Below are 16,817 nucleotides of genomic sequence, written 5' to 3' on the forward strand. Positions count from 1 at the left end.
AAGGCAGGAATAACCATGTCGAGTGCATCGATTTCAATTTGGAGCAGTCGGGTTGCCCACGGCACCCGTCGCAGCGGATCAGTGGCGGCGACCCTGTTCGGCCTGCTGTTGCTCACTTTCTTCATTGGCCGGGTCATGCCGCTGGACCCGGTACTGGCCATCGTCGGCCCTGACGCAGATGCGGCCGCCTACGCTCAGGCGTATCAGGAACTGGGCCTGGACAAGCCGCTGACCACCCAGTTCGTCATGTACCTCAGTGACCTGCTGCACGGTGATCTGGGCAAAGCCCTGCTGACCGGACACCCGGTGATAGACGACATCGCGCGGGTCTTCCCCGCCACACTGGAGCTGGCCACCCTGGCAATCCTGTTCGGAGTATTGCTGGGCTTGCCATTGGGGGTGTATGCCGCCACCCATCAGGGCCGCAGCGGCGACCATATTGCCCGGGTCATTACCCTGTTTGGCTATTCCACGCCGATCTTCTGGCTGGGCATGATGGCTTTTCTGGTGTTCTACGCCTGGCTGGGCTGGGCCGGAGGGGTTGGACGCATCGGTCTGGCTTATGACGGCCTGATCGAAACCCGCACCGGCCTGTTGCTGATCGATACCGCGCTGTCCGGCGACTGGGAGGCCTTTCGCAGCGCACTGCGCCACATCCTCCTGCCTGCGGTAATCCTCAGTTTCAATTCGGTGGCGTATATCAGCCGCATGACCCGCAGCTTCATGCTCGAACAGCTCTCGCAGGAATACATCATCACCGCCCGGGTCAAGGGCCTGTCGCAGCGACGCATCGTCTGGGGCCACGCGTTCCGCAACATTCGCGTGCAACTGCTGACCATCGTTGCCCTTGCCTACGGCGGCCTGCTGGAGGGCGCGGTGCTCATAGAAACCGTGTTCGCCTGGCCCGGTTTTGGCCAGTACCTGACCAGCAGCCTGCTGCTGGGCGACATGAATGCCGTAATGGCCTGCGTCCTGCTGATCGGGTTGATCTTCGTGATCCTCAATCAGATCAGTGACGCCCTTTATAAAGTCTTCGACCCGAGAACCCGCTGATGACGACTTCCATTGCAAGCAGCGCCACGCCCATGGTTCAGGCGCCAACCTCCAGCCTCGCAGCATTGGCCGCCAGCAGTGCGCGCCTGATGCGTTTTCTGTTGCGCAACCCGATGACGCTGGCGGGGCTGATCGTCATCGGCACGCTGATGATCGTCGCGCTGTTCGCGCCATGGATCGCAACTCATGACCCGCTGGCTCAGGACCTGTCGGCCGCGCTGCGCATGCCCGGTGCACAGAACTGGTTCGGCACCGATGAATACGGCCGCGACGTGTTCAGCCGATTGGTCTACGGCTCGCGCATCACGCTGTACATCGTGATGCTGGTGACGGTGATCGTCGGCCCGATCGGCCTGCTGATCGGCACTGTGTCCGGTTATTTCGGCGGCTGGGTCGACAGCCTGTTCATGCGCATCACCGACATCTTCATCTCGTTCCCCAGCCTGGTGCTGGCACTGGCCTTCATCGCCGCCCTGGGCCCTGGCCTGGAACACGCAGTGATCGCCATCGCCCTGACTGCGTGGCCACCGATCGCCCGCCTGGCGCGGGCCGAAACCCTGTCGCTGCGCAACGCCGACTTCGTTGTCGCGGTGAAGCTGCAAGGTGCCTCGGCAGTGCGGGTGATCGGCCGTCACATCATTCCGATGTGCCTGTCTTCGGTGATCATCCGCCTGACCATGAACATGGCCAGCATCATTCTCTCCGCCGCCGCACTGGGCTTTCTCGGCCTGGGCGCACAGGCGCAGTTGCCGGAATGGGGTGCGATGATCTCCAGCGGCCGTCGTTACATGCTGGAAAGCTGGTGGCTGGTGGCGGCACCCGGCGCCACCATCATGCTGGTCAGTCTGGCGTTCAACCTGTTGGGCGACGGATTACGCGATGTACTTGACCCACGCAGCGAATGACACGCATCGAACAATAATAAAAGGGGCTAACACCATGTCACAGACAGCCATGCCACAGATAAAGCTGGCAGTAGAAGATTTACGCGTCGAGTTCAGTCATGCGGGCAAGGTCACGGCAGCCGTTCGCGACGTGTCATTCAGCCTTGGCCGGGAAAAGCTGGCGATTGTTGGCGAATCGGGATCGGGCAAATCCACGGTCGGTCGCAGCCTGTTGCGTCTGCATCCGGCAACAGCCAGGGTGACGGCAAAAACCCTGCGTTTCGGCGATATCGACTTGCTTGAATGCAGCGAAAAACAGATGCAGAGCATTCGCGGGCGGCGCATGTCGATGATCATGCAGGACCCGAAATACTCGCTGAACCCGGTGATCAAGGTAGGCGAACAGATCGCCGAGGCCTATCTGGCGCATCACAGGGTTTCGAAAAAGGAAGCCCGCGAACGCACGCTGGACATGCTCGCCAAGGTGCACATCCGCGAACCGGCGCGGGTCTACGAACTGTATCCCCATGAAGTTTCGGGCGGTATGGGCCAGCGGATCATGATCGCGATGATGGTGATCACCGACCCGCAAGTGATCATCGCCGACGAGCCGACTTCCGCACTGGATGTGTCGGTGCGCCGTCAGGTGCTCAACGTGCTGAAAGAGCTGGTCAGCGAGCGCGATCTGGGCCTGATCTTCATCAGCCACGACCTGAATATGGTCCGTCACTTCTGCGACCGGGTGCTGGTGATGTACGCCGGACGAGTCGTGGAATCGCTGAACGCCAGCGAACTGGATCAGGCGCGTCATCCCTACACGCAGGGCCTGTTGGCCGCCCTGCGCAGCCTGGATCACCCGCGTGCCAGCCTGCCGGTTCTGCAACGCGATCCCCTTTGGCTCACTCACTGAGAATGCTCCCATGGCAATGATCACAGTCGATTCACTGAACTTGAGCTTCGGCACTGGCCCAGCGCTGAATCAGGTGCTGCGTGACGTCAACCTGCAGGTCGAGCAAGGCCAGTCGTTCGGCCTGGTCGGCGAATCCGGCTCGGGCAAGACCACCGTGCTGCGCTGCCTGGCAGGACAATATCATCACTGGAGCGGCGCACTGAGCGTGGCCGGCCAGACCATGCAGCGCAAGCTCGATGCCAGTCACTACCGCACCGTGCAGATGGTCTTTCAGGACCCCTATGCCTCGCTGCATCCGCGCCACACCATCGACGCGGCGCTCAAGGAGCCATTAAGCATCCACCGGATCGGTGACCGCGACCGTCGCGCCTGTGAAGTGCTGAACAAGGTCGGTCTCAACGAGAGCTTTCGTTTCCGTTATCCGCATCAGCTGTCCGGCGGCCAGCGCCAGCGCGTCGCTATTGCAAGGGCGCTGATTCTCGAACCGCGCGTACTACTGCTCGACGAACCCACCTCGGCACTGGACGTTTCGGTGCAGGCCGAAATTCTCAACCTGCTGGCCGACTTGCGTCATCAGCAAGGCCTGACCTACCTCATGGTGACCCACGATCTCGGCGTAGTGGCGCACTTGTGTGACCGGGTTGCGGTCATGCAGCAAGGCCAGGTGCTGGAAACCCTCGATAGCAGCCAGTTGATCAACAACCAGGCTCGGCACGAGTATTCGCGACTGCTGATTCAGGCCAGCCGCGACATGGACCTGCGCCCGACAGGATGACCCGCCGCCGGGCTCATGAGCGCTGAGCCCGGAACCCTGCCGACACTGTGATCCCCGGCCCTCTCGGCCAAGGGATCCGGCTGCCTGCGATTTACCTGAACACACCCAAAACAGCCATCAAACAAGAATAAAAAAATGAAAAAACAACTCGCACTGATCTCTCTGACTGCTCTGTTCCCCGGCGCCTGGGCGCATGCCGACAGCGCGTACATCAACTACCGTCACCAATATGCAGAAAGCACCCGTATGCATGCTGACCGAGTCAAATTCGGCAGCCGGCTGGACAGCGGCTGGGGCTTCGAAGGCGAGCTCAAATACAAGACCGCAGGCGACCGCCAGGACGTAGCGTTCGACAACACCGTCGGCAACGGCCACGAATTGACGGTCAGCTATCAATACCGCCTCGATGAAAAATGGCTGCTGACGCCTTCGTTTGCACTGGAAAGTATCGAGAAATCGACGGCCTATAAAATGGGCCTCAAGCTGGGCTACAAAGTAAACGATCAGTTGAGCGTATCAGGCCGTTACCGCTACGACTCGATCAAGCTGGACAGGGACAAGGTCAACCATGAAATGCCTGACAACCAGATGGATGATCAGTCGATCAATCGTTACGACGTCTGGGTCAACTACGCCAGCAAAGGCCCGTGGGCGTACGAGTATCAGTTCACCTACTTCGACGCCGACTACATTCGCTATGACAGCGGCAAGACCGACTACGAACAGAATGCGGCCTTCAAATACAAATGGGACAAGCACTGGGTGCCATTCTTTGAAGTCGGCGACATCAAGGTCGATTCCGAAGATGACAAGCGCCAGCTGAGATTGCGCGTAGGCGTGCAGTACAACTTCCTGTAGCGCGCGATAATCTCACCATCGTGCGACGCTCCGCGTCGCATGCAGTTCTGGACGCTCTGCGTCCTCTTTGTCTGGCAGAAACTCCGCATCCGGCCCTGAATCGCTCAGTCGCTGTACAGCGCCTGAGTGCGACGCAGGCGCATGCGGCTGCCGTTGAGGTGCAGGTACATCGCCGAGCGCGCTGCGTCGACGTTGCCTTCGGCGATGGCGTTGTAGATTTGCCGGTGTTCGGTGTTGATTCCGGCCAGGTAGGCGTTGCGATCGCTCTGCCCTGTGTAGGCCGAGTTCATCCGCGTGCGGGGAATAAGCTTGGTGCCCAGATGTTTCATGATGTCGATCAGGTAGGCATTGCCTGACGCCTTGGCGATCTTGAGGTGAAATTGAAAATCGGCATTGATGGTGGTTCCGGATTTCTGCGGGCCTTCGAGCAGCGCATCGAACGCCCGCTTGAGCTCAAGCAACGCTTCAGGGCTGCGTCGTTGCGCAGCCAGCCCTGCTGCCTCGACTTCCAGGCTCAAGCGAAACTCCAGCAGGTTCAGCACATCGGACAAGGTGGCGATGGTCGCAGGCCCTACCGAAAAACCTTCAGGCGGTGGCATGTCTAGAACAAAGGTGCCGACACCATGCCGGGTTTCCACCAGTCCCGCGGCCTGCATCCGCGACAGCGCATCGCGCACCACCGTGCGGCTGACACCCTCGGCTTCCATGATGTGGATCTCGGAAGGCAATTTCTCGCCGCGCACCAGCACACCGTCACGCATGCGCTGGGCGAAGCGGTCGACCAGGGTTTCTGCCAGGCGTCGATGGTTCTTTTGCGAGGAAAGCGCGTTGTCCGACATTGCAGCCTCAGTTCTGTCCGATACGCGAGTATAGGCTGCGATCCCCACACAAAACACGCCTTGAGTACGGTTATACTCAGCCACCCGACACGGACCCGATCACCCGCCATGGAACAACCTTCCACATCAAAAGGCCGTCGCTCCAGCCTGACTCAGCAACTGGTCGCCGAGTTTTCGCGCAGAATTCGCGAAGGCGAGATCCAGAGCGGTGAAAAGCTTCCTACCGAACAGGTGATCATCCGTGAAACCGGGGTCAGCCGCACCGTGGTTCGTGAAGCGATGTCGCGTCTGCAAGCCGAAGGTCTGGTCGAAACCCGGCATGGCATCGGCACCTTCGTGGTCGATGCCGCGCAGCCAGGGCATTTCCAACAGGTTGAACCGCCAATCGGTACACCCGGAGACGCGGTATCCATCATCGAGCTGCGCCTGAGCATCGAGCCGGAATCCGCCGCGCTCGCGGCTCAACGCCGCACGCCCGAACAACTGGATGCCATCCGTCAGGCACTCGATGAGCTGCATCGCTGTGCGCGCCTGGGGCACGACACCATGAAGGCCGATTTCGAGTTTCACCGGCAGATATCACTGTGCACAGCCAATAGCTTCTTTACCGACGTAATGAGCCAGCTCGGCAGCAGCATCCTGCCCCGCACCCGCAGCGGCTTCGGCAATATCACGTCGTTGCACGCAGAGGACGACCCAGGCATCCAGCAACGCGAACAGGAGACCATCTTCGACGCCATTGTCCATCAGGATCGGGATGCCGCCCGAGCCGCGATGCGCCTGCATCTGATCAACAGTCTGCTGCGCCTGCGCGCAAAGGATTAGCCACTAAAACGCTTATCGTTTACCATGCCGCCCGTCGGTTTCCGAGAGGAACTAACAGGGAATTCGCACGCTTTGTCTGCACAAGGCCAAAACGAAACTGCCCCCGCAACTGTAGGCATCGAGCCTGCTCCATGACTGCCACTGGATTAAGCTCCGGGAAGGCCGGAGCCCGGCGATGACATGCCAGTCAGGAGACCTGCCGACCTGCTTCAACCCACTAACCGGCGGGGTGTCCGGGAAGGACATCCGCACGCGGCGGCATTTCCCGTCGTGCCCGGTCATTTGCCGGGGATGTGTTTCCTGATGTGCATTGCGCCTTGGCACCTGCTCCAACGGAGACCGCATTTCATGTCGCTGCCCCGCCTTGCCGTACTTGCCGCCAGCCTGACGCTGTCCACCCTGACCCTCGCCGCGCCTACTCAGTATCCGCTGACCCTCGAAAACTGTGGTTCGACCCTGACGTTCGCACATGCGCCGACCAAGGCAGTGACCATTGGCCAGGCCGGTACTGAAATGCTCTACGAACTAGGCCTGGGCGACCGGCTGGTGGGCACTTCGCTGTGGTTCAACAACGTTTTGCCACGCTTCAAGGCGCAGAACGACAAGGTAGAACGTCTGGCCGACAACGACCCAAGCTTTGAGGCGGTGATTGGCAAACGTCCGGAACTGGTGGCGGTGCAGCTGGAGTGGATGGTCGGCAAACAGGGCGTGGTCGGCACACGCGAGCAGTTCCATGACCTGAAAATACCCACTTACATTCTGCCGTCCGATTGCGAAGGCAAAGACAATCTGGTCGGTGCCGACGGCACACGCCTGGAGCCGTTCCGCATCGAAACCATCTACAAGAGCATCGAGCAACTGGCGCAGATTTTCGACGTACAGGACCGCGGTGACACGCTGGTCGCCGACCTCAAGGCCCGCCTGAGCGCCGCGATTGCCAACGTCAAACAGAACAAGGCGAACGACGTCTCGGCGCTGTTCTGGTTTTCCAGTTCCGACCTCGCCAGCGACCCGTTCGTGGCAGGCCGCAAAGGCATCCCGGACTTCATGCTCAACAGCCTGGGCATGCGCAATATCGTCAAGTCCGACGAAGAATGGCCGACAGTGGGCTGGGAAACCATTGCCAAGGCCAACCCAAGCATTCTGGTGATTGCGCGCATGGATCGCCGCCGCTTCCCGGCCGACGACTACCTGAAAAAGATCGAATTCCTCAAGAGCGACCCGGTGACGCGCAACATGGACGCAGTCAAGCATGACCGGATCGTGATCATCGACGCCGAAGGCATGCAGGCTGGCCTGCGCCTGTTTACCGGGTTCGAGGAACTGGCTGAGGCCGCCAACCGTTTCAACGCTGCACAATGAGATTACAGGTAGCGCTGGGCCATGTGCTCTGGGTCTCGGCAGTGCTGGTGCTGGCGATCATGGTCGGTGCAGCGATTGGCGAAACCTCGATCAGCCTGAAGGTGGTTTTTCAGGTGCTGGCCAACAAACTCTGGGCTGCCGGTTATGTGCTCGACCCTATCGACGAAGGCATCGTCTGGAACTACCGGCTGACCCGCGCGATTGTCGCGGCAGCCTGCGGGGCCGGGCTGGCGATCTGTGGCGTGGTGTTGCAATCCTTGTTGCGCAACCCGCTGGCAGACCCCTATTTGCTGGGAATTTCCGCCGGGGCCTCGACCGGCGCGGTGCTGGTCGCCATTCTGGGCTTTGGCGCGGGGGCTATTTCGATGTCGGCAGGCGCTTTTGCCGGGGCCGTAGCGGCGTTTTCGCTGGTCGCCCTGCTGGCGCACTCGTCGCGAGGCACCACAGCAGCCGGGCAGATCATTCTGGCCGGAATCGCCGGCTCACAGCTGTTCAATGCCCTGACGTCGTTTCTGATCACCAAATCCGCCAGCTCCGAACAGGCACGCGGCATCATGTTCTGGCTGCTGGGCAACCTCAGCGGCGTACGCTGGCACTCGGTCTGGCTGGCAGTGCCGACGGTGCTGGTCGGTCTGCTGGTATGCCTCTGGCACCGGCGAGCGCTGGACGCGTTCACCTTCGGCAGCGACTCGGCGGCGTCACTGGGGATTGCCGTGCGGCGCGTGCAGATCATCCTGATCGCGACCGCAGCCCTGGTCACCGCAGTGATGGTATCGATCGTCGGCTCCATCGGTTTTGTCGGGCTGGTGATCCCGCACGCGGTGCGTATGCTGATCGGTGTGCGCCACGCACGGCTGGTGCCGTTGAATGCATTGAGCGGCGCGCTGTTCCTGATCGCTGCTGACATCCTCTCGCGCACGCTGATCAAGGGTCAGGCGCTGCCGATTGGCGTCATTACCGCGCTGATCGGCGCACCGGTCTTCGCTTTGATTCTTATCCGGGGCAATAGCACGCGATGAACGCCTTTCCTCATCTGGCCAACGCACCGGTGCTGGGCTGCACGGGGCTGGGTTATTCGGTGCGTGGCACTGCGCTGCTGCGCGACGTCGACTTGAGCATCGCAGCCGGCGAGACACTGGCCGTTGTCGGCCCTAACGGTTCGGGAAAATCCACCCTGCTGAAACTATTGGCCGGAATTCAGAAACCGGTCAGCGGCACGGTCAGACTGGGCGGGCAACCACTTGAGACAATGAGCCGCAGAGACGTGGCGCGCTTGCTGGCGGTGGTCGAACAACAAGCGGAAACCAGCGATGCCGTGACGGTTCTGGATGCCGTCGAGCTAGGCCGCACGCCCTGGCTGTCGGCACTCGAGCCGTGGAGTGCGAACGATGACGCAATCGTTCGCCAGGCGTTGCAGGATGTGGACATGCTGCACATGCAGAAACGTGCCTGGCACACCTTGTCCGGTGGCGAGCGGCAGCGCGTGCACATCGCCAGGGCGCTGGCGCAACGACCCAGGATCCTTCTGCTGGACGAACCGACCAATCACCTGGATATCCAGCACCAACTGACCATTCTCGGTCTGGTCAGGGCTTTGCCGGTAACCACTGTGATAGCCCTGCACGATCTGAATCAGGCGCTGGATTGCGACCGCGTGGCGGTCATGGAGAAAGGCCGGCTGGTCGCACTGGGGGCGCCGGTCGAGGTGCTGACCCCGGAACGCCTGCTGAGCACCTTCGGCGTCGTGGCGCACTGGCTGACCGACCCTTTCGACGGCGCGAAAATCCTGCGTTTGCGCTCACACTGAAGACTCGCCGATGGTCAGCCGGTCGCCTGACGCACGCTTCAACAGGTGCGCCGCGCGGCCTGTAGCACTACAATGCGCGCTTTGCCCGCCGCAGGATCGCGTTGCCATGTCGTTACCCAAGCACCACCTGGAGTTGCTCAGCCCTGCACGGGACGTAACCATCGCCCGTGAAGCCATCCTGCATGGTGCCGATGCGGTGTACATCGGCGGGCCGAGCTTTGGTGCGCGACACAACGCCTGCAACGAGGTCAGCGACATTGCCGAGCTGGTCAAATTCGCTCATCGCTATCACGCGCGGATCTTCACCACGATCAACACCATCCTGCATGACGACGAACTGGAACCAGCCCGCAAGCTGATTCACCAGCTCTACGACGCAGGCGTGGACGCATTGATCGTGCAGGACCTCGGGGTGATGGAGCTGGATATTCCGCCCATCGAGCTGCATGCCAGCACCCAGACAGACATCCGCACCCTGGGCCGGGCGAAGTTCCTCGATCAGGCCGGTTTCTCGCAACTGGTGCTGGCCCGCGAGCTGAACCTGCAGGAAATTCGTGACATCGCCCGTGAAACCGATGCCGCTATCGAGTTTTTCATTCATGGCGCGCTGTGCGTGGCGTTCTCCGGGCAGTGCAATATTTCCCACGCGCAAAACGGCCGCAGTGCCAACCGCGGCGACTGCTCGCAGGCTTGCCGCCTGCCCTACACGCTCAAGGATGATCAGGGCCGCGTCGTTGCCTTCGAAAAGCATCTGTTGTCGATGAAAGACAACAACCAGAGCGCCAACCTGCGCGATCTGGTGGACGCAGGCGTGCGCTCGTTCAAAATCGAAGGTCGCTACAAGGACGCAGGCTACGTCAAAAATATCACCGCCTATTACCGCCAGCGTCTGGACGAGATTCTCGAAGACCGTCCGGACCTGGCACGCGCTTCCAGCGGCCGTACCGCGCACTTCTTCGTGCCCGACCCGGAGAAGACCTTTCACCGCGGCAGCACCGATTATTTCGTCAGTGACCGCAAGATCGACATCGGTGCGTTCGATACGCCGACGTTTACCGGTCTGGCAGTCGGCACCGTCGAAAAACTCGGCAAGCGTGACCTGATCGCCGTGACCCATGAGCCGCTGTCCAACGGTGACGGTCTCAATGTGCAGATCAAGCGTGAAGTGGTGGGCTTCCGTGCCAATATCGCCGAGCTCAAAGGCGAGTTCGAAGAAGACGGCCAGAAGCGCTGGCGCTACCGTGTAGAGCCCAACGAGATGCCTGCGGCCCTTTCCCGTGTGCGTCCCAACCATCCATTGAATCGCAACCTGGACCACAACTGGCAGCAAGCGCTGCTCAAGACCTCGGCCGAGCGCCGCATCGGCATTCAGTGGCAGGTTACCCTTCGTGAAGACCACCTGCGCCTGGAAGCCATCAGTGAAGAAGGTGTGAGCGTCGCGGTAAACCTTGACGGCCCGTTCGGCGCAGCCAACAAGCCCGAGCAGGCGCTGGATCAACTGCGTGACCTGCTCACTCAGCTGGGCACCACGATCTACCATGCTCAGGATGTCAGGCTCGACGCGCCGCAGGCGTTCTTCGTGCCCAACTCGCAGCTCAAGACCCTGCGTCGCGATGCCATCGAGGCGCTGACCGAAGCGCGCATCGAGGCGCATCCACGCGGTGGCCGCAAGGCTGAGACTACCCCGCCGCCGGTGTACCCGGAGTCGCATTTGTCCTTTCTGGCCAACGTCTACAACCAGAAGGCCCGCGATTTCTACCATCGCCACGGCGTGCAACTGATCGACGCGGCCTACGAGGCCCACGAAGAAACCGGTGAAGTGCCCGTGATGATCACCAAGCATTGCCTGCGCTTCTCGTTCAACCTGTGCCCGAAACAGGCCAAAGGTGTGACGGGCGTGCGCACCAAGGTCGCGCCTATGCAATTGGTGCAGGGGGATGAAGTGCTGACCCTGAAATTCGATTGCAAACCTTGCGAAATGCACGTAATCGGCAAGATGAAAGGTCACATTCTCGACCTGCCGTTGCCCGGCAGCGCTGCGGCTAAATCGGTGGTCGGCCACATCACCCCGGAAGACCTGCTCAAGACTGCGCGTCAGCGTTCCACTCGCTGATCGGTATAAGGGGGGTTGGCGCCCTGCCAGCCCCTTGCGTCTTCTGACAAAGCAATCTTAAAGAACGCGCTCCATGTGGGTCGTGTTCCACACCGGATCGCTCTCCACATAGGTCACGGCAAAGCCCTGTTTCTCCCAGAAACGGATCGCGCCGGGCAGGAACGGATGAGTATGCAGGTACAAAACCTCTATGCCACCTGCCTCGGCATGGGCCCAGAGCGCCTGACATAAACGGCTGGCCAGCCCGTCGCCGCGAAACTCCGGCGTGACGAACAGGCGCACGATCTCAACGGTTCTGCGCCCGCGATAATCGAGCTGCGGGAAACGATGATCGAACGGCAGGTAGCCCACAGCCGCGATGATCTGCCCTTCACTGCGGGCGATCAGAAACTTGCCGTCCTCCCCGTCCAGATACACCTGCTCGAAACCGGCCAGATCGGGCGGAACGGTGACGGTGTCGAGCAAGGGAAAGATCCCGGCACGTGCACGCATGACGAAATCGACGGTGTGCGGGATTTCGGAGGGGTGTACCTCAGTAATAGTGATGTTCATGAGCACGGACTTATTGGGGGAATTGCAGGGTGATACAAATGTTACGCCAGAGATGGGCCTTTGGACGCACGGCTTAACTATAGAGCAGGCGGCGCGGCGCAGAATTGTGACGCGGAGCGTCACGACAGGCATTCCCACCCGGTGCGTGAGTAACGATATGTGCCTGGAGCGACTGGGGCGCCCGGAGGCAAAAACGCCGGTTATCGTGAGCGGGCAATGCGGCGCACAGCTTTACAGCGCAAACCCTTCGATGCGCACCAATGCAAGGCAGGAAAAATCATGCGCCGGACGCCGTTGTAAACGCTGCGCAGCCTTGCGGGCATTGGCAATTCGGGCTTGGAGCACTGCCGACGCAAGCTGGCACAACCTCTGCATAATCCTCAACAACCCCACCATGAATGTGGTCGGGCCGCCCCGGTTGATCGACGTTGATCGCCAGTCTCGAAGAGACCAGAGGGCGACATGGGTGCATCCGGCAACGTGGCTTGATGGCATCCCCGAACACCCAATAAGAGAACAGGCAAAGGCGCCTGGAACCGAAAGGTTCCGGGCGCTTTTTTTTGCTTCAAAAAACCTGATTGGCCTCGGCCGGGACTTGCTATGAACACCACAGTCTTCCCCATGAACGATGTAAAAACCCTGATCGTCGTCGGTAATGGCATGGTCGGGAACCATTGCGTCGAGCAGTTGATCGCAGGCGGCGCACTGGAGAGTTATCGCATCCATGTATTTGGAGAAGAAGCACAGCGTGCCTACGACCGCGTGCATTTGTCCGAATACTTTACCGGCCGCGATGCCGAGTCGCTGGCCATGAGTGAAATGTCTGTCTACCAACAACCCGGCCTTACGCTGCACCTGGGCGTACCGGTGCTGGAGATTGATCGTGATCGTCATGAAATCATCACTGCCGAAGGCTGCTTCAGCTACGACAAGCTGATCCTGGCCACCGGCTCCTTCCCGTTCGTACCGCCGATCGAGGGCGCACAGGGCAACTCGCGGCTGGTCTATCGCACGCTTGAGGACCTGAACACCATTCGCTACGCCGCCTCGAAAGCTCGCCGTGGCGTGGTAGTCGGCGGTGGTCTGCTCGGGCTTGAAGCGGCCAACGCACTGAAGTCGCTTGGCCTGGAAGCTCATGTTGTCGAGTTCGCCCCGCGCTTGATGCCGGTGCAACTGGACGAGCACGGCGGGGCCGCCTTGAAAGCGCGTATCGAAGCGCTGGGCGTCGGCGTACACCTGTCGCGCGCCACACAATCGATCAGCGACGGCAAGCAATACCGCTATCGCATGAACTTCGCCAACGACGAATTTCTGGAAACCGATCTGATCGTGTTCTCTGCCGGTATCCGCCCGCAGGACGCTCTGGCTCGCCAGTGTGAACTGGAACTCGGCCCGCGTGGCGGTATTGCAATCGACGAGCACTGTCGCACCAGTGACGCCGATATCTATGCAATCGGAGAGTGCGCGGCCTGGAACGGCAGCGTATTCGGCCTTGTAGCACCCGGTTATCAGATGGCCCGTGGCGTAGCTGCACAGTTGTGCGAAAAGGACACTGAGCCGTTCTTCGGTGCCGACATGTCCACCAAGCTCAAGCTGCTGGGCGTGGATGTCGGCTCCATTGGTGACGCGCACGGTGCGCTGGCCGGGGCTGTCAGTTATCGTTTCATTGACGAAGCCACCGCCAGCTATCGCCGGCTGGTGGTGTCGGCAGATGGCAAGCAAGTGCTCGGCGCTGTGCTGGTCGGCGACAACAGTTACTACGACACCCTGCTGCAATATGCGCAGAACGGCATCCCGCTGCCCGCCGATCCATCGAGCCTGATTCTGCCGCGTGGGGAAGGCGCGCCGACGCTGGGTGCCGATGCCCTGCCCGCCACCGCGACCATCTGTTCCTGCCATAACGTCAGCAAGGGCTCTATCTGTTCGGCAATCGACAATGGCTGCACCGACCTCGCCGGGATCAAGGCCTGCACCAAAGCGGCCACCGGCTGTGGCGGCTGCACCGCGCTGCTCAAGCAGGTGTTCGAGCATGAGTTGATGGCGCGCGGTGTGGCGGTCGACAAAAGCCTCTGCGAGCACTTCGCCTACACCCGCCAGGAGTTGTACTCGATGGTCCGCGTCGAAGGTATCGAGACCTTTGACGAACTGCTGACTCGCCATGGCAAAGGCGCGCATGGCTGCGACATCTGCAAGCCTGCGGTCGGCTCGATTCTCGCTTCGTGCTGGAACCGCCCCATCACCGAACCTTCGCTGGTGCCACTGCAGGACACCAACGACACCTTCATGGCCAACATGCAGAAAAACGGCACCTACTCGGTCGTACCGCGTATTCCGGGTGGCGAAATCACCCCCGACGGGCTGATCGCGATTGGTGCCGTGGCCAAGAAGTACGACTTGTACACCAAGATCACCGGCGGCCAGCGCATCGACCTGTTCGGCGCGCAACTGCATGAACTGCCGGACATCTGGAGTGAGTTGATTGAGGCGGGTTTCGAGACCGGGCATGCCTACGGCAAATCGACCCGGACGGTGAAGTCCTGCGTCGGCAGTACCTGGTGCCGCTATGGCGTACAGGACAGCGTCGCGATGGCACTGCGCATTGAGGACCGTTACAAGGGGCTGCGCTCACCGCACAAACTCAAGTTCGCCGTATCCGGCTGCACCCGCGAGTGCGCCGAAGCGCAGAGCAAGGATGTGGGTGTAATTGCCACCGAGAACGGCTGGAATCTGTACCTGTGCGGCAACGGCGGCATGCGTCCGCGCCACGCCGAGCTGTTCGCCACCGACCTGGATGACGAAACCCTGATTCGCTACATCGACCGTTTCCTGATGCTCTACATCCGCACTGCCGACAAGCTGCAACGCACCTCGGTCTGGAGAGAATCGCTGGAAGGCGGCCTCGACTATCTCAAGGCGGTCATCATCGACGACAGCCTGGGCCTGGCCGCAGAGCTGGAGTCGCAGATGCAGCTGGTGGTCGACCGCTATGAATGTGAATGGGCCAATGCCCTCAAGGACCCGGAGAAGCTCAAGCGCTTCCGCACCTTCGTCAATGACGGACGTGGCGACCCGGACGTGCATTTCGTCAAGGAGCGCGCCCAGCCTCGTCCGGCAAAACCCGAAGAGCTGGCCCTTATCCCGTTGTTCAAGGAGGTGGTGTAATGAATTCGTCCAACACCGTATTGGCGGGCGAAAACGCCCATTCTGCACTGCAACTGCACTGGCATGCCCTGTGCGGACGCAAGGATCTGGTCGCCAACTCCGGCGTGGTAGCGTGGCTGGACGGCGCGCAGGTAGCGCTGTTCTACCTGCCTGAAACCCCTGAGGGCGAACAGCTCTTTGCCATCGACAACCGCGACCCCAAGTCCGGCGCCAATGTGATCGGTCGCGGACTGATTGGCCATATCGCTGGCGAGCTGGTGATTGCCTCGCCGTTGTACAAGCAGCATTTTCGCCTGCACGACGGTAGTTGCATCGAGTACCCGGAGCAACGTCTGGAGGTCTGGCCGGTACGGCTTAACGGAGATCAGGTAGAGATTGCCGTCTAGCTGATAACAATAGGGCCAGACAACCTGGTCGCTGGCCGACCAGGCTGTTGCGTGGGATGAATGACCGACTATTGCAGCTCGGACACCAGCGCTTTATTGAAGCCCTGCGGATCTTCCATCTGCGGGGCATGCCCCTTGCCCTTGAACTCCACCAGTCTGGCGCCAGGGATCATCTGCGCCACCTGCTTGCCCAGTACCTTGTAATTGCCGATCTTCGCCTTGACCTCGGGCGGCGCGATGTCGCTGCCGATGGCGGTGGTATCGGCATCGCCGATCATCAACACGGTCGGCACCTGCAGCCTGGGAAACTCGTAGAACACTGGCTGGGTAAAAATCATGTCGTAGATCAGCGCCGAGTTCCAGGCAACGATCTTATGGCCCGGCCCCTTGTTCAGGCCCGCCAGCATGTCGACCCATTTGTCGTATTCAGGCTTCCAGCGCCCGTCGTAGTAGGTCTTCTGCTCGTAGGCGCGAATGCCTTCGGCGGTGGTCTTCAGTTCGCGCTCATACCACTGATCGACGCTGCGGTACGGCACGCCAAGAGCCTTCCAGTCTTCCAGACCGATCGGGTTGACCATCACCAGCTTCTCGGTCTGTTTCGGGTACATCAGCGCGTAACGCGTGGCCAGCATGCCGCCGGTGGAATGGCCGACCACCGACACCTTGTCGATACCCAGCTTTTCAAGCAGCGCATGGGTGTTCATCGACAACTGCTGGAAGCTGTATTGATAGTGCGCAGGTTTGGTCGAGGTGCAAAAACCGATCTGGTCAGGCGCAACAACGCGATAGCCCGCGGCACTCAGCCCCTTGATAGTGTCTTCCCAGGTCGCGGCGCAGAAATTCTTGCCATGCATCAGCACCGCGGTGCGGCCATTGGCCTTGCCGTTGGGTGCGACATCCATGTAACCCATTTCCAGCGTCTGGCCCTGGGACTGAAAACTGAATTTGTGCAGCGCGTGGGGGTAAGTGAAACCTTCCAGTTGCTGGCCATAACCGGGCGTTTCAGCCAGTGCTGCGCCTGACAGCGTCAACGACATCAACATGCCGGCAATCTTTGCAGCCCGCATAAGGGGCACCTCCTGTAGCCTATGGATAGGGGTCGAAATCTGCAGCCGCTTCCACGTTAAACCGCAGACCAGCAAGTAGACCTTGTTTCCCACTACAGATTCGCCCCTTTCCTACCTGTAGAACCGTAAGCAGACGTTTCATCATGCCAGCCCGACGGCGGCAAAACGCTGGACGCCCCCTGCCACGCTTGCCTAGACTGAGCCGTCGGTTACAGGCCGTCGTG

The 16,817-nt window shown here is 60.7% G+C and carries 15 protein-coding genes and 1 riboswitch; of the genes, 12 read left to right on the forward strand and 3 right to left on the reverse strand.

Translation table 11 applies throughout. From position 1 onward, the window contains the following. Nucleotides 1–15: 15 nt before the first annotated feature. From LJU29_RS16075 to LJU29_RS16095, 5 genes are all read left to right on the forward strand, one after another. Nucleotides 16–1,053: an ABC transporter permease gene (locus LJU29_RS16075; RefSeq protein WP_016981373.1), complete on the forward strand. Its 1,038-nt coding sequence runs from the start codon at nt 16–18 to the stop codon at nt 1,051–1,053. Beyond that, the gene (locus tag LJU29_RS16080) at nt 1,053–1,958 is read left to right on the forward strand and encodes an ABC transporter permease (RefSeq protein WP_257110930.1); all 906 of its coding nucleotides are present in this window, start codon (nt 1,053–1,055) and stop codon (nt 1,956–1,958) included. Before LJU29_RS16075 ends, LJU29_RS16080 begins: the two co-directional genes overlap by 1 nt. A 49-nt stretch (nt 1,959–2,007) precedes the next feature. Further along, nucleotides 2,008–2,847, forward strand: a complete 840-nt coding sequence (locus LJU29_RS16085; RefSeq protein ID WP_257112772.1) for an ABC transporter ATP-binding protein — start codon at nt 2,008–2,010, stop codon at nt 2,845–2,847. Nucleotides 2,848–2,857: 10 nt separating this feature from the next. Beyond that, the gene (locus LJU29_RS16090; RefSeq protein WP_057454223.1) at nt 2,858–3,622 is read left to right on the forward strand and encodes an ABC transporter ATP-binding protein; all 765 of its coding nucleotides are present in this window, start codon (nt 2,858–2,860) and stop codon (nt 3,620–3,622) included. 135 nt (nt 3,623–3,757) lie between these two features. Next, nucleotides 3,758–4,480, forward strand: a complete 723-nt coding sequence (locus LJU29_RS16095; protein ID WP_057424075.1) for an oligogalacturonate-specific porin KdgM family protein — start codon at nt 3,758–3,760, stop codon at nt 4,478–4,480. Nucleotides 4,481–4,584: 104 nt separating this feature from the next. On the opposite strand, the gene LJU29_RS16100 is transcribed toward LJU29_RS16095, so the two are convergent. Continuing rightward, entirely contained in the window at nt 4,585–5,319 is a 735-nt protein-coding gene (locus tag LJU29_RS16100) for a FadR/GntR family transcriptional regulator (protein WP_005755744.1), read from the reverse strand. Nucleotides 5,320–5,427: 108 nt separating this feature from the next. Between LJU29_RS16100 and LJU29_RS16105 the strand changes: the two genes are divergently transcribed. The 5 genes from LJU29_RS16105 to LJU29_RS16125 all read left to right on the forward strand — a co-directional run bounded on the left by LJU29_RS16105 (nt 5,428) and on the right by LJU29_RS16125 (nt 11,426). After that, complete coding sequence (locus tag LJU29_RS16105) at nt 5,428–6,144, forward strand: FadR/GntR family transcriptional regulator (protein ID WP_005755743.1); 717 nt, start codon at nt 5,428–5,430, stop codon at nt 6,142–6,144. 18 nt (nt 6,145–6,162) lie between these two features. Next, nucleotides 6,163–6,362: riboswitch (cobalamin riboswitch) on the forward strand. 130 nt (nt 6,363–6,492) lie between these two features. Next, nucleotides 6,493–7,506 carry an ABC transporter substrate-binding protein gene (locus LJU29_RS16110; RefSeq protein ID WP_057454401.1) on the forward strand — a complete coding sequence of 338 codons (1,014 nt, stop codon included), beginning with the start codon at nt 6,493–6,495 and terminating at the stop codon, nt 7,504–7,506. Then, nucleotides 7,503–8,525, forward strand: a complete 1,023-nt coding sequence (locus LJU29_RS16115; protein WP_257110931.1) for a FecCD family ABC transporter permease — start codon at nt 7,503–7,505, stop codon at nt 8,523–8,525. The genes LJU29_RS16110 and LJU29_RS16115 overlap by 4 nt, the downstream gene beginning before the upstream one ends. Beyond that, entirely contained in the window at nt 8,522–9,313 is a 792-nt protein-coding gene (locus LJU29_RS16120; RefSeq protein WP_057454402.1) for an ABC transporter ATP-binding protein, read from the forward strand. Before LJU29_RS16115 ends, LJU29_RS16120 begins: the two co-directional genes overlap by 4 nt. Nucleotides 9,314–9,419: 106 nt before the next feature. After that, nucleotides 9,420–11,426, forward strand: a complete 2,007-nt coding sequence (locus tag LJU29_RS16125) for a peptidase U32 family protein (protein WP_016981377.1) — start codon at nt 9,420–9,422, stop codon at nt 11,424–11,426. Nucleotides 11,427–11,483: 57 nt separating this feature from the next. Here the strand turns inward: LJU29_RS16125 and LJU29_RS16130 are convergent, their stop codons facing one another. Next, nucleotides 11,484–11,978 (reverse strand): GNAT family N-acetyltransferase, encoded by a 495-nt coding sequence (locus LJU29_RS16130; protein ID WP_005755738.1) that lies wholly within the window; start codon nt 11,976–11,978, stop codon nt 11,484–11,486. Between the two features lie 600 nt (nt 11,979–12,578). Here LJU29_RS16130 and nirB point away from each other — a divergent pair. Then, nucleotides 12,579–15,140 carry a nitrite reductase large subunit NirB gene (gene nirB, locus LJU29_RS16135; protein WP_257110932.1) on the forward strand — a complete coding sequence of 854 codons (2,562 nt, stop codon included), beginning with the start codon at nt 12,579–12,581 and terminating at the stop codon, nt 15,138–15,140. Next, nucleotides 15,140–15,526, forward strand: coding sequence for a nitrite reductase small subunit NirD (nirD, locus tag LJU29_RS16140; RefSeq protein ID WP_002553915.1), 387 nt, complete (start codon nt 15,140–15,142; stop codon nt 15,524–15,526). The genes nirB and nirD overlap by 1 nt, the downstream gene beginning before the upstream one ends. Nucleotides 15,527–15,594: 68 nt before the next feature. Here the strand turns inward: nirD and LJU29_RS16145 are convergent, their stop codons facing one another. Continuing rightward, entirely contained in the window at nt 15,595–16,593 is a 999-nt protein-coding gene (locus tag LJU29_RS16145; protein ID WP_057454405.1) for an alpha/beta fold hydrolase, read from the reverse strand. Between the last annotated feature and the right edge of the window lie 224 nt (nt 16,594–16,817).

The sequence above is a fragment of the Pseudomonas ficuserectae genome (assembly GCF_024584585.1).
GTDB lineage: Bacteria > Pseudomonadota > Gammaproteobacteria > Pseudomonadales > Pseudomonadaceae > Aquipseudomonas > Aquipseudomonas amygdali.